This window comes from Streptococcus rifensis (assembly GCF_053203525.1).
On record NZ_JBRUCW010000015.1, the window covers coordinates 1 to 14212 of the forward strand.

Consider the following 14212-nt stretch of genomic DNA (forward strand, 5'->3'; position numbering starts at 1 on the left):
TGGTAGTCGGAGCTGTCGTTGTCGTCGTACCTGTTGTGGTAGCTGCTGTACCTGTTGTGGTAGTCGGAGCTGTCGTTGTCGTCGTACCTGTTGTGGTAGTCGGAGCTGTCGTTGTCGTCGTACCTGTTGTGGTAGTCGGAGCTGTCGTTGTCGTCGTACCTGTTGTGGTAGTTGTAGTTGTTACTGGCGCTGTATAAACGTTAGTAATAACTGTACCATTTTCTGGAGAACCTACTTGAGCCAAGTATTGATCACCTGATTTAGTAACAAGAACACGGTAAATTAGTTCCTCTGTAGAGTACTCTACATTTTCTTCTGAACCTGATTTTTCTACAACCTTATAAGTATATACACCAGCTTGAGTGTAAGTGATTGGTGAGAAGGTTACAGAACCATCAGCTGTATTTTTTACGGTCTCTTTTAATGTTTCTGTGCCGTTGTTAGCCACTTCATACAATTCAAACTCGAATTGATCCGCCACAAGGTCTTTACCAGTTAATGCTTTAGTTGCTACAATGTTCGCTGCAGTTTCTTTAGCTCCCCAAGCTACTGCCCATGAAGTATAATCATAAGAAACTGTTTTGTTAGCAGTTCTCGGCCCCATATTGAGACCTTGTACTGTTAAACTATTTGACAATGTCCCTTTCAAAGCAGAGAGATCGTTAATACGTGATGTATATTGTACAACATAAGTTGGAGAATATTCTGGAGTTGACCCTCCACCATAGACATTTCCATAGTGACCATCACCATTTTTAAATGTCCAAGTGTTTCCATCAACCACTACTTGTCCGGTTAAATTAGTAACAACTGAACCCGCTCGCGCCTCTTCTTCAGTTTTATAGCCCCCCTCTTTGTAGGCTAAACGGACAAGACGTTGGACGCCTTCAAGCGTTTGACCATCTCCTAGAGTATCTGACACCACAATACTGCGAATAATATCTTGTCTAGCATTGATAACGGCAAACCAGTTAATTAAGGTTGGGTCTGTAGAACTTACATAGCCATATTTAAAGGCATAGCCATCAACAGAACCATCTCCAGAGCCTTCAAAGGTATAATTAGCAAGGGCAATTCCTTCAAAAGTTCCCGTAGTAATCTCTGTTTGTTCCTTATTTGCAGAGACTGTCCGGCTGGCTACTACTTTAACACCAACTTCCCCACCCTTATCAAGTGGATTCGTTGCGAAGTATTGCTCACCTGCCTCATTAAAGGTCATAATGATTTTTCCAGTAGAAGCATTAAGCGTATAGGTTCCAACTGGACTTCCATTTACCGTCAAAATTTGATCTGTTAATGTAGATGGAAATGATAACGTGTCTGGCAAAGTTAAGGTAATTGTATCACCTGATGTAATTGCGACATCATTTGCCACTGCCCACCCATAAGACAAGTCCATAGTTTCCCCAGCTGCAACCGTACCATTGGTTATTAACGTAGCTGATGTGATTGAATAATTGAGTTCTGCTGCTTTTACAGTCGTTGTTTTAAATGCTGTAAAAAGAGACCCAAAAACCAAACTCAAAATAGCCAACAGAGGAAACAGTTTAGATTTTTGTGTTTTCATTATCTCTCCCTATTGAACAATTCAATTACCTCCTTATATTAATCTACTCTGAGTCTAATTATATTACAAAGAACTGGAAATTTCAAGGTAAATGAGCCCTTCATTGGTGCTATTTTTTATAGATTTACTTTTGATCGCTAAGAGAAATTATTCTAATTCATCACTCGTAATGGGATTGAGTAACACGCCCTTAGGAATAAATTCTCTGACAAGGTCATTAAAGCTCTCGTTTGTTTCACATTCATGGGATGCGTGAGGGTGAGCAAAATAAACAGCCACCTGGTCTATATCCGACAATGGTCGAAAATCAGAGCCATTATCGGTTGTAATCGAAGCGATAGGATACTGAGTAAGCTATTCTGGCTCTATAATTTCTGTAGTGGGTAACTCCCTCTATGGAGATTATGGAGCCTTTTTGAGTGTATCAAAAAAGTCCCATATGACTTATAATGAAATGTGACCAAACAACTCATTAGAAAGACACATATGGAACATCTTAAGCATACCACAGATTTAATCGGATTGGAAGACCCAAATATCCTTATTATCACTGTAATTAAATATGACTCACATCGAAAGTTCTAAAATGTCTTAGCCACCTTCTAGTTGAGAAAAAAGTATACAAAAACACCTCAGAGAGATATCATGTAGTTCACCACAAACACATTAGAAAGGCTCCCTGAGATGCAACATCATTATACACTAAAAGGCAAGCACTTGACAATCACTGAGCGTTATTTGATTGAACGGTGGCAACGAGACGGCAAATCCAATCGACAAATAGCCGAACTACTTGGAAAAGCGCCACAAACCATTCATAATGAAATCAAACGAGGAACCATCCTGCAACAAGTTCGTAAAGGCAAGTTCGAGAGAAGCTATTCAGCAGACTATGCGCGACTTGTCTACGAAGACAATAGAAAAGCCTCTGTTCGTAAGGTGTCAATTGCTCAGGCAACTAAGGAGTCGATTGTCCACTGTATCAAGGAGAAATGGTCTCCTGAAATGATGGTTAAAACAAAGGGGATTACCGTGCCTGTTTCAACCATCTACTATTGGATTCATAAGGGGCATCTCGGTCTAACTGTAAAAGATATGTTATACCCTAGACACCCAAAAGCAGTAACGAAAAAAGCGAGTCCTCACTTCAAACCTGCTGGGCAATCCATTGAGAAGAGACCGGAAACTATTAACTTACGGTTAGAAAATGGGCATTATGAGATTGACACAGTGCTCTTAACCAAGGCGAAAAATCATTGCTTACTAACATTGACAGACCGCAGAAGTCGCCATCAAATCATTCGATTATTACCCGATAAAACTAGTCAGTCTGTGAACAATGCCATTGTTGAGATCCTTAACAACTGGACGATTAAGTCAATAACAGCTGATAATGGGACGGAATTCAATCGCTTAGCGGAGGTGTTTCCAGAAGACCATCTTTACTATGCCCATCCCTACGCCTCTTGGGAAAGAGGGACCAATGAGAACCATAATCGGCTCATTAGACGATGGTTGCCTAAAGGAACTAAGAAATCGACCCAGAAACAGGTCGCTTTCATTGAAAATTGGATCAATCATTATCCTAAGAAAATACTGAACTATTTGTCTCCTGCACAGTTTCTTGAAAATGGCTAACTTCTACTTGAAATTTAGCAAGACCTTTAAAAAATATAAAAAATACATTACTAATGCCCTAGAATTACCTTATTCCAACGCTAAACTAGAAGCCACTAATAAACTGATCAAAGATATAAAACGAAATGCCTTTGGATTTAGGAACTTCAAGAACTTTAAAACTAAAATTTTGATTGCTTTGAATGTGCAAAAAGAGAGAACCAACGTGATTCTCTCTCTTGTATAATATAAGCCACCCACTACAGTTGACAAAGAGCCTTTTATCTTTAAAAGAGTTACTTCAATATGCGTTCAAAACATCAGCTTTTAGTTTTTATGAGAGCGGTAATAAAAAGTACCTAAAACTGCCAATAAGACCAAACCAATAACGGATGCATAACCAACTGTCTCACCTGTCGAAGGAAGAGTGCGCTTGTTTTTCACATCTGGCTTCGTAGATTTTGGTACAGTTGTTGTTGTTGTTACTGTAGTAGATTTAGGACTAGCTGGTGGTGCTGGCACTTTTGGCGTTGTTACCACTGGAGCTGGTGTTGTTACCACTGGCGCTGGTGTTGTTACCACTGGCGCTGGTGTTGTTACCACTGGAGCTGGTGTTGTTACTACTGGAGCTGGTGTTGTCACCACTGGCGCTGGTGTTGTCACCACTGGAGCTGGTGTTGTCACCACTGGAGCTGGTGTTGTCACCACTGGAGCTGGTGTTGTTACTACTGGAGCTGGTGTTGTTACTACTGGAGCTGGTGTTGTTACCACTGGAGCTGGTGTTGTTACTACTGGAGCTGGCGTAGTTGTTGCAACTGTTGTAGTAGCTGGAGCTTCTGTGGTTGTTGCAACTGTTGTAGTAGCTGGAGCTTCTGTGGTTGTTGCAACTGTTGTAGTAGCTGGAGCTTCTGTAGTTGTCGCAACTGTTGTAGTCGGAGCTACCGTTGTCGTAGTTGGCGCTGTGGTTGTTGTGCTTGTAGTTGTTGTGCTTGTAGTTGTTGTGCTTGTAGTTGTTGTGCTTGTAGTTGTTGTCGTCGTAATATACTCATTAGAGATAGTAGGTAAAATAGGATCTTCAGGAGAAATAACTACAGCTTTCAACTGACCATTCTCGTCTGTCACTTGAACAGTCAGTGGTTTTTCTTCATAGTCATATCGAATATTTTGAACAGAACCTTCCTTTTCCTTCACAGTAAAGTTATATGTTCCAACAGCATCGAAAGCAACATCTGCAAAAGTAATTAAGCCATCTGCATCGTTTGTTGCTGTTGCAACTACTTCTTTAGACTCGTTCAACAATTCGAATTCGAACTGATCAGCTACAAGTGATGGAGCATTGTCACCAACAATTTCCTTACGCGCTTTAATAGTTAATGTTGTTGGTTTTGCTCCATATTTATTTGCAAAGTTAGGTGTTTCAGTGCTTACAACCCCTGAAAGCACGCCTGCATTACTGGTAACTGTAATAGTAACAGCTTTAGCTTCATCATCGTATGTGATACCTGGAAGCGGATTTGACACATCTTCTTTAATGGTATAGTTATAGACACCTGCCCCTGCAAATTCAACATCTGCAAAGACTACTTTACCATCTGCAGTATTTTTTGCTGTTGCAACTACTTTACCGGCTTGATTTAATAGATTAAAAGTAAATTCTTCTGCTAACAAATCACGACCAGTCAAGGCTTTAGTTGCCTCAATGGTTACTTTCGCAGGAATTGATACATCTTGTAAGTTAACCAATGTACCTGCTGCACCAAGAGTTACTTCATATTCTTTTTCATCGAGCTGATAACCTTCTGGTGCAGTCTTTTCCTTGATAATGAATACTTTACCAGCTTGATCTTTTTCAAATTCTGATGAGATAGCGATACCATTTTGGTTAGTTGTTACCTCTTGAGTATTTGAGGTATCATCTTTTTGAGTAATGGTATAGACAGCTCCTCCTACAGGTGCCTGAGTAAAGCTATCAGTCTTACTGATACGAATCTTATAGGCGGGGGATGCGCTAATTTCACCTGATACTAATGATGTTGCAGAAGCGACCATTGTAGTACGAGTATTATTGCTTCGTTGTGTTAAAACTGTACCGTCTTCTGTAGTTAAACCAATTTGGTTAGCTACTGTTGAACCATCATTTGGAGTCGTTGTCTGATAAGTTACAAAATATTTTTTTGAACCATCTTTGAAAGTGATTGTAAATTCTGTATAGTTATCATTCCAAGCCAAGACATAATCAGTGTTCTCAACTAATTTAACAAAATCACCCATGACTGCTGAAGTGCCACCAGACATTGAAGGGGCTTCATAAACAGTTACTGTCTCAGGAATGTAACGAATCGCCGCATATTGTGCACCTGTTGGAAGAGAGTCTGTTAAAACGAGGTTTTTACCATAATCTTGACCACCAGTGTTCACACGCACACGCCAGTTAGAAACATACGAGCCATTTCCAACAAATCCTGCTGAAGCTAGAATTGGAGATTCCCATGGTGTTCGACTCGCTTGACCACCTGCTTTAGCAAAGTTCTCATAACCCTCTTCTGTACCTGAGATGGTTTTAGATGAGTATTTATGAGTAATTGTCCCTTGAACAGATGATGAATCAAATGGAATAGCTGTGTTTGTTTGGTCAGAAGTAAATCTAAACGAAGCTGCAAAGTTACCTTGTACATCTTTTACAACTTGACTATTTGTAGCTTCTTTATACTCATCAAGATTCTTCAAGGTAATAGTAACCTTTCCACCTTGATTAAGACCTGTTTTTGTAACAACTGCAGTTGCAATGTTGACCTTAGTATCATTGTCAACAAGTTGCAAAGTATTGTTGTAAACATCCATCGGTGCTGGAATATCTAATGTGAAGTAGTCTCCATCTTCAAGATTTCCATTATAAGCTTTCAAATCAAACAAAGCACGTAATTTGTAAGCATTTCCTGTACGGATATTGTACACACCCTCGGAATCCGTGGTCTGAGTAGTATCACTGCCATCTAACAATGAGATTTCAGTAATAACATTGGTTAATTCTTTCGCTTCGACTGCATTGGCTGAGGCAAACAACCCAGCAAAAAGAAACGAAAGCGACGCTGTCATAGCAATCAACGCCTTAAGGAATCTATTTTTATCCATAAAATTTTCCTTTTTCTCCTATATTTTTTTGCTAATACACCTCTAATCTTAGTGAAACCAAAGTGTACTGACGGATATAGTATAGCAAATGTTTAAAGAATTTGCAATAATTTTTTCATTTTTTTTTAGTATAGTTATAGAACACTTTATCTTCTCTTCAAATGTTTCAAATATGTTGTTTTTTTTTTAAACTTGTATTAATATATAGTTATCTAAAAAAATTTTAGGAAAGTAGAAATTAAAATGAAGTTACTTCGAAAAGTTAAAAAGCAGTGGGTTGCTGTTCCCGCAGCATCTGCTACAATCTTATCTATAGGTTTGAGCGGCAACGTGTCAGCTAATGAGCTTACAGATCAATCTTCAGTCGTCACTAGCGCAAACTCAGTTGATTTTCAAGGAAATGAAGTTGAGTCAACTGGTTCAACTATCACTGAAGCAAATGCTGATTCGGATAAGCAGCCTCAATCACTAAATCTAGTCGAAACAGTTGCTGCGACAATCAATGATAAGGAGTCTTTCTCTCCTTCTGCTGTTGATAGTGCCTCTTTATTTAGATCTGTTTCAACCGGGGTAAATCTTTCTAGTGAAAGTCCAGATATTGGTGCAGATGTTGATACGTTGATTACAAATAATCCAACAGATGCAGTCATACCGGACGTTACAATTGATAGCAAATCTGTCCATGCTCCATCAACAAAATTAGATGATGCTGTTACTACGGATCATAATCGCACTCTCGTGAGCAAGCCAACAGTGGATGGTTCTGACTATATTGTTAAGTACGATTATAATAATAATTGGTACTATATTGATGCTAACGATTTCAAAGCATCATATCCAGGCGATGATGCAGCAGCAATCCAAAAAGCTTTGGATACAGCAAATAGCGTTGTATTAGCAGATAACACTGGTAACGAGTACAGAGGAGTCGCCGTCAAATTATCTGGTGAGTATACTTTACAAAGAGACGAAGGTGTTCTCAGCCATTATGAAATACGGTCCTTCTCAGCTATTCCTGAACTTGTTTCTGCAGACAATGCAGAAGTTGCTAAGCGAATCTACGGCGCATCCACGCCTATAAAAATCACTGAACTTGAAGGAATTACTGATACTAATCATGTAACAGCTCAAGAATATGACTACTTGAAGTCACATTATGGGTTAACTGCTGACAATCTTTTTGAAGCGACTCCGAAAGGAGCAACTGCTGCTTCACAATATCTTGTAGTTCCCGTATATACAAAACCAGAGAACTTTAAACAAATTCAAATCACTAAAGAACTTCACAGCAATGTTATTGCCCTTTATGGTGACGGTAAAGATCAGACTATTTTCAATGTTAATCTCGAACAGTATGGTCAGATGTTTGATTCTAACGAAAATGTTACAGATACTAGGGAATTTGCTGCCATCGTCTTAGACGGAGGAGATCTGAAGGGCGAGTCTTATGACGCTTTTGTATTTAAGGATTTTGCCATTAAATTTACGGATGCTGACCAAGAAGACTTTTATGTTCGCGGAGCTGTTTACCAAGGAAAAGTTAACGGGATTCAAGTTAATAACGCAAACAATGTCACCGTAGATGGTGTGGAGGTTTCCGGTGCCAATCGTTCAGGGGTCTATTTTACATCAAGTCCTAACACTGTACTAATACCTTATACATCTGATGGGAAATTGCGTGCAGATCGCGAAGGTTTCACCCGCTATGATTACCCTTCAAAAGGTGTTAGCGATCAATTTAGAGATAATGAACGTGATCCATCGGAGTATCATGAAGTTTACGATCAGTTACACTTCAACTATAACAATAAAGTTATCAATAGTCATTTACATGATAATAGAGTCTCCGGTGTTACCTTTGCTTTCCAAAATGAATTTTTAGCCGAAGGTAACCTTGCCGAACGCAATGGTCATGAAAAGAGCGGTTCTACCGGCTATGGCATCGCCTCCTCAGCTGGCTCTGCTAACCTCAATATTGTTTTTAGAGATAACACTACGATAAATAATTACCGTAAAGGACTTGATTTCCATGATGGAGATAATATTTTAGTCGAAAATAATACTTCTATCGGTGATCGTCTGTCAGGGATTGCTATTTATAACCGGACCTACCCAATGGAGAATGTTACCATTAGAAATAATGTGATTACGCAAGATCCAAGTAATCGTATTGTGGAAAACGATCTCCAAATGAACGGTGAGTTTATCCATGGACAATCTTATAATGAGTATGAAGCAATTCATCTTTCTATTAACACTACACTGAGGGATTTGAGTTCAGCAAAGGCAGATGCGAATTACAATATTACAAATAACACCATTCAGAATATAGCGAATGGATCTGGTACGACAGCGTCTAAATTTGATTACCTATCGCACGCTATCAGTGTTAGAATTGATGAACCTACCATGGATTATACTCTGAACATCTCGAATAATAATATTTCGGGAGATTCAGCAGCAAAAGTAATTACCGTTATTAATTCAAATCGCGATAGTAGGAATGCCTTATACTCAAACGAATTGGGATTAGGTTCAGGCGACATTATTGTCAAAGACAATGAAGTTCGTTTAGGTACCATAACTGGTGATAAAAATGCTTTTAGCCCTATCCATATTGTTGAAGGCAGTGTAAGCTCCACTGTAAACGACTATAATGCTAGCACTAAGCGAAATATCGGGGCACTTCAAGACAAATTCCGAGGTGCAGTCATTGTTGAAGGCAATGATATTAGCGCAAATAAAACAATTTTAGCTCATTCAAATTCAAAAGGTGACTTGGCTAGATATGCAGCCTTATCCATTTCAACGAATGCTGAAGCAATAGTTGTTAAAGACAATAAGTTGGACTTTGGTGAGGTTGAACAGAGTTTAATTAACATGCCTGTACAAAAGACGGGTTTGATTGAAATTAACGGTATACCAGGTCCAAATGCTGCTTCAAATACCATATTAGAAGCTACAACAACTACTACTATTTATCGTGAAGCAGGTTCGAATGAAAAGTTGGAGACGGTAACTTCTGTCACCGGACAAACCACGACCCTAGTCACTAAAATCATTGGTACGGACGAAATTGTTAAGACAGTCACGATTGTAACGGCAACTCCAAAAAGTATCCCACTAAATGAAGATGGCAGCATTTCTAATAGCATTGAAACCATTAAAGAAGAGACTGGAAATGGTACAGTTGAGAGCCCCCTCCTTGTAACAGTAACCAAAACTCTAGTAGACGCTAATAATCTGGGTGGTGCTTATTCAACAACATTATCTAATGCTGCAGGTTTATCTAAAAATACACAACCACTAATATTTTTAAACAATGATATTCATGTAGACTCTGCTTTTATTGGTTATCGAAATCCGAATCGGAATAACCTTGAAACTAGGGAATATGCGCTAGATGTCCTAAAAACAGCTAATGTTGTCAGATATGTAGATAATAATACTTTTACAAGTGACGGACGTGTTGCCCAAGGAACAGTTTCTTATTTTGATACCTCAAATTCAGCGGATAACCCAAATGGATTAACAAATATTGACTATCTGGATGGGAAACTTAAGGTTGACCTTAACGGAAATCCACTGTACCAAGATAATACGACTCAATCTTTACCAACGACAATGGCTAACTATAATATCACACGATTGACAAATTATAGTGGGCTTAATAGTGATGAGTTTGGCTTGGCTAGGGAACGTTTTGGGGACAACCGTGTGTTAATTAGTAGCCAAACAGAGCCAATAGCACCTAATCTTGTGTATGAATATGATGCTACTCTGACGCTTGAAGAAAGCTATGTGAAAACCCAAGGGACTGCCGGAAGTAAGACAGTTGATACCTATGAAGTTACAACAGATAACAGCAATCTTAATCATGCTGGTATAACAACATATTATGTTGGTAATACATTGCTCAGAAATATTGGGATTACTCCGACACGAGAGACACGAAATGATGGAACAACTAATGACCTATTAGATAAACTGCTATATGCGGACTACATGACACCGGACTTAACGGTGAGTTCTAGAGTATCGATAGAGGATCAGGAACAATACCGTTATTGGACGGATATCCTTAATGCTAGACAAACCAATTCAAATGTTCGTATTTCTCCTATCAAAATTGTTAATGGTGTAGAGCAAAAGTTCACTGTAACAGCTTGGTATACCAATGAAAAAGGTGAGACACGCGAGGTTGTTTATCAATTTACTGATTTACCTGTTGGTTTAAAAGATGCTGTTGGCATTCAATACAATGAAGTTTCGACAACTCCTAGTACTCCAACTGTTATTGTTATTGGAACCCGTCAGGTTTCACCTACCCCTGAACAGTTGACAGAAACAACTAGAGAAGAAGTCGTTGAGTCATTACCATTTGAGAAAATAACTGTCTTGGATGACACTATGGATTATGGAACAAGTCTTGTGACTCAACCTGGTGTCAACGGTCAACGGTTTGCCGTTTATCGCCAACTAATCACCGATGATGGAACAGTTATCTACGAAGATGTTGAACCGTCTTCTTTCAAGGAAGTTACCAGCACTCCTGAGATTACACGAGTCGGAGATCGCGTGACATCAATTGTTTCTGAGACAACCTCAATAGACTTTGATACAGAAATTCGCTATGACGACTCCCTTCCTTACGGGGAAGAAAACGAGGTGAGGGCAGGTCAACCTGGTCAACTGATTGAATACTTCAACGCATATAGCAGACATTCTGACGGTACAACAATTTCTCAAGATAGTGTACCATTTAAATCCGAAAGGACAGAGCCAGTCTCTCGCATCATCGTCAAGGGGACCTATGTTGAAAATGAAATCGAAAAAACGCAAGTTATTCAGTATGATACATTAGAAGTACCATCCAACGATCTTCCTTACGGTACACGAGTGATCCAAACTCCTGGAGAAAATGGTGAGCGTAAACTGATTTATCTGCAACGCACAAACGGTTATACAGGAGAAATTATCTCTACAACAACTGACCCAGTTCGTGAACAAATCATCAAAGCAGCTAAATCAGCTATTGTTCTCGTAGGAACTTATGAAGAGACAACTCGCACAGAGACGAAACCAATTCCTTTTGAGATTGAATTTATAAATTCAGATCAACATCCAGTTGGAACTCAAATCATCCAAACTCCTGGTCAAGACGGAACCTTAACGCTTCTCTATACAAGACGCGTTAATCGCAATACCGGTGAACTCATTTCTGAGGCACTAATCTCTGAGACTGTTACACCACCTGTAACTCAAGTCGTTCTTGTTGGTACAAAACCAATCTCCAACACTCGTGTTGAAGAATTTGAGATTAGCGAAGAGATTGACTTTGATATTGAATATCAAGACTCAGACCTCTACCCATTCGGCACTGAGGTTGAAGGAACTCCTGGTCAAAAAGGACGTCGTATCTCCACCTATACCAGAGTAGTCGATACGACAACGGGCCAAGTGATTGAAACATCAACAGTTCCTATCCGCTCAGTCGTTACCTTAGCACCAACGAATAAGATTGTCTATAAAGGTACCTATGTGGAGGAAACAGTCTCTGAGACAGAGGTAATTCCTTATAAGACCGTTCGTATTTACAATCCTAATCTTGCACAAGGCACTCAACAAATCAAAGTTGCTGGACAAGATGGTGAGAAAACTCTTATTTACAAACGTCGTGTTAATGCATTGACTGGTGATCTTATCTCCGTAGATAAGACATCATTGATTGAATCAGTGACGAGAGAGCCGGTTGATGAAGTCTTGGAAATCGGAACGCATCGACTTCCTAATACAACAAATACAGTTATTGTTATTAAAGAAGTTCCATTTGATACTAACTATATCTATACTCCGGACTTAAATTATGGTAACAATAAAATCGTTATTAAAGGGAAACCTGGTAAAGTGCAGCTGACCTATGATGCCAACACAAATGAACTACTGTCCACGGTAACTCTTGAAGAGAGTGTGACTGAAGTTATCTATGTCGGTACTAGACAGGTCAATTCCGTTTCTGAAGATTATCCTGTTATTCCTTCTGAACATTCTTATGATGCCTCTCATACGAATAATACTCTTCCTGCTACTGGAGATGAGTTCCAATACCTTCCTTATTTGACATTGGGAGTACTTGGTCTTCTCGGAACTGCGGGCCTCAGCAAGAAAAAAGATTCGTAAGGATTCCCCCCTCATTACCGCTGATTTAGCAGATAGTGAATGCCCTTAAAAAGGGAATTTATAACAAAACACGAGTGTGCTCTTAACTTTAAGCTCAAGTCACACTCGTGTTTGTTTTGCTAGGAAAGATTTACAGTATTGCTTACTGAAAGACTTTCAGATAATTTCAAACGTTCCGAATCGTGATATGATATAATTTAGATAGCTATGTTGAGGAAGGTTGCTTCAGCCAATTCCTCTTTAAAGTAGAAAATCTGTTAATCACTAGGACATTGCTTGTCAAAATGGCTTTCTCAGATTAAACAATGACCTAGCAATTGCTAGAAAATGAAAAACTCAATTTGAACCGAAAACGATAGAAAACTTCTCCATCAAAATTTTGGCCACGTTTTTTTGATGTATAGTAAGTGTCTGGAGGAAAAATATGCCTGATAATCTCGCTTTGCGTATGCGCCCTAAAACAATTGATCAGGTTATCGGGCAGGATCACTTGGTTGCTGAGGGTAAAATCATTCGTCGCATGGTCGAAGCCAAGCGGCTTTCATCCATGATTCTCTATGGCCCACCTGGCATTGGCAAGACCTCTATTGCAGCTGCTATCGCGGGAACGACCAAGTACGCCTTTCGCACCTTTAATGCTACCGTTGACAGTAAAAAAGATCTCCAAGCCATTGCGGAGGAGGCCAAGTTTTCAGGTGGCCTGATCCTCCTGCTCGATGAAATTCACCGCTTGGACAAGACCAAGCAGGATTTCCTGCTTCCGCTACTGGAAAATGGACTCGTCACCATGATTGGGGCGACAACAGAGAATCCCTTCTTTTCTGTTACGCCGGCCATTCGCAGTCGTGTTCAGATTTTTGAGCTTGAACCACTCTCCATTGACCAGGTCAAAAAGGCCTTGGAAACAGCCATTTCAGATAAGGAACGAGGCTTTGACTTTGACATCAAGTTAGACCCTGAAGCCCTAGACTTCATTGCGACAGCTACCAATGGCGATCTTCGCTCCGCTTACAATTCTTTAGAGCTGGCAGTTCTCTCGACCAATCCAAGAGATGATGGAACACGTCATATCCAGCTCCAAGATGTGGAAAATAGCCTGCAACGCTCCTATATCACCATGGATAAGGACGGGGATGGCCACTATGATGTGTTATCTGCCCTGCAAAAATCCATCCGCGGTTCAGATGTCGATGCCAGTCTTCATTACGCCGCCCGCTTAATTGAAGCGGGAGATTTGCCAAGCCTAGCTAGACGTTTGACTGTCATCGCCTATGAAGATATCGGCCTAGCCAATCCAGATGCTCAAATCCATACTGTTACCGCCCTTGAGGCTGCCCAACGCATTGGCTTTCCAGAAGCTCGTATCTTGATTGCCAATGTTGTGATTGACCTAGCTTTATCGCCCAAGTCTAATTCAGCCTATGCCGCTATGGATGCCGCTTTGTCTGATCTTCGGAGCAAGGGTGCCCTGCCTATTCCTAGACATTTAAGGGATGGCCATTACGCAGGCAGCGTCGAATTGGGAAACTCTGTGGATTATAAATACCCACATACCTATCCTGAAAAATGGGTCGACCAACAATATCTTCCTGATAAACTGAAAAATGCCAATTACTTCCAACCCAACCAGACTGGAAAATACGAAAGAGCCCTTGCCACCAATAAAGAACGGATCGATCACTTAAAGAAAGCGGATTAATTTTTACCATTTTCCCT

General features: G+C 39.9%; 5 protein-coding genes and 2 pseudogenes. 4 read left to right on the plus strand and 3 right to left on the minus strand.

Going from position 1 to position 14212, the window contains the following annotated elements; translation table 11 throughout:
- Positions 1-1567, minus strand: a 1567-nt coding sequence (locus tag ACVRYP_RS08950) for a Spy0128 family protein (RefSeq protein ID WP_447468380.1), incomplete at its 3' end; no start/stop codon positions are given.
- A gap of 147 nt (positions 1568-1714) precedes the next feature.
- Positions 1715-1921: pseudogene (locus ACVRYP_RS08955) on the minus strand (IS30 family transposase); the annotation flags it as partial.
- A gap of 330 nt (positions 1922-2251) precedes the next feature.
- Between ACVRYP_RS08955 and ACVRYP_RS08960 the strand changes: the two are divergent.
- Both ACVRYP_RS08960 and ACVRYP_RS08965 read left to right on the plus strand, forming a co-directional pair.
- On the plus strand, positions 2252-3205 hold the full coding sequence (locus ACVRYP_RS08960) for an IS30 family transposase (protein WP_447468381.1): 954 nt from the start codon (positions 2252-2254) through the stop codon (positions 3203-3205).
- 19 nt (positions 3206-3224) lie between these two features.
- Positions 3225-3431 (plus strand): annotated as a pseudogene (locus ACVRYP_RS08965) (transposase); the annotation flags it as partial.
- An 80-nt stretch (positions 3432-3511) separates the two neighbouring features.
- Here ACVRYP_RS08965 and ACVRYP_RS08970 read toward each other — a convergent pair.
- Positions 3512-6316, minus strand: coding sequence for a Spy0128 family protein (locus ACVRYP_RS08970; RefSeq protein ID WP_447468382.1), 2805 nt, complete (start codon positions 6314-6316; stop codon positions 3512-3514).
- A gap of 243 nt (positions 6317-6559) precedes the next feature.
- Between ACVRYP_RS08970 and ACVRYP_RS08975 the strand changes: the two genes are divergently transcribed.
- Complete coding sequence (locus ACVRYP_RS08975) at positions 6560-12496, plus strand: G5 domain-containing protein (RefSeq protein ID WP_447468383.1); 5937 nt, start codon at positions 6560-6562, stop codon at positions 12494-12496.
- Positions 12497-12920: 424 nt separating this feature from the next.
- Complete coding sequence (locus tag ACVRYP_RS08980) at positions 12921-14195, plus strand: replication-associated recombination protein A (RefSeq protein ID WP_447468384.1); 1275 nt, start codon at positions 12921-12923, stop codon at positions 14193-14195.
- The last annotated feature ends 17 nt before the right edge of the window (positions 14196-14212 follow it).

What these genes read in the sequence shown, in the direction of transcription:
- ACVRYP_RS08970 (WP_447468382.1), bottom strand. Translation starts at nt 6,316, where the DNA reads ATGGATAAAAATAGATTCCTTAAGGCGTTGATTGCTATGACAGCGTCG.
- ACVRYP_RS08975 (WP_447468383.1), top strand. Translation starts at nt 6,560, where the DNA reads ATGAAGTTACTTCGAAAAGTTAAAAAGCAGTGGGTTGCTGTTCCCGCA.
- ACVRYP_RS08980 (WP_447468384.1), top strand. Translation starts at nt 12,921, where the DNA reads ATGCCTGATAATCTCGCTTTGCGTATGCGCCCTAAAACAATTGATCAG.
- ACVRYP_RS08960 (WP_447468381.1), top strand. Translation starts at nt 2,252, where the DNA reads ATGCAACATCATTATACACTAAAAGGCAAGCACTTGACAATCACTGAG.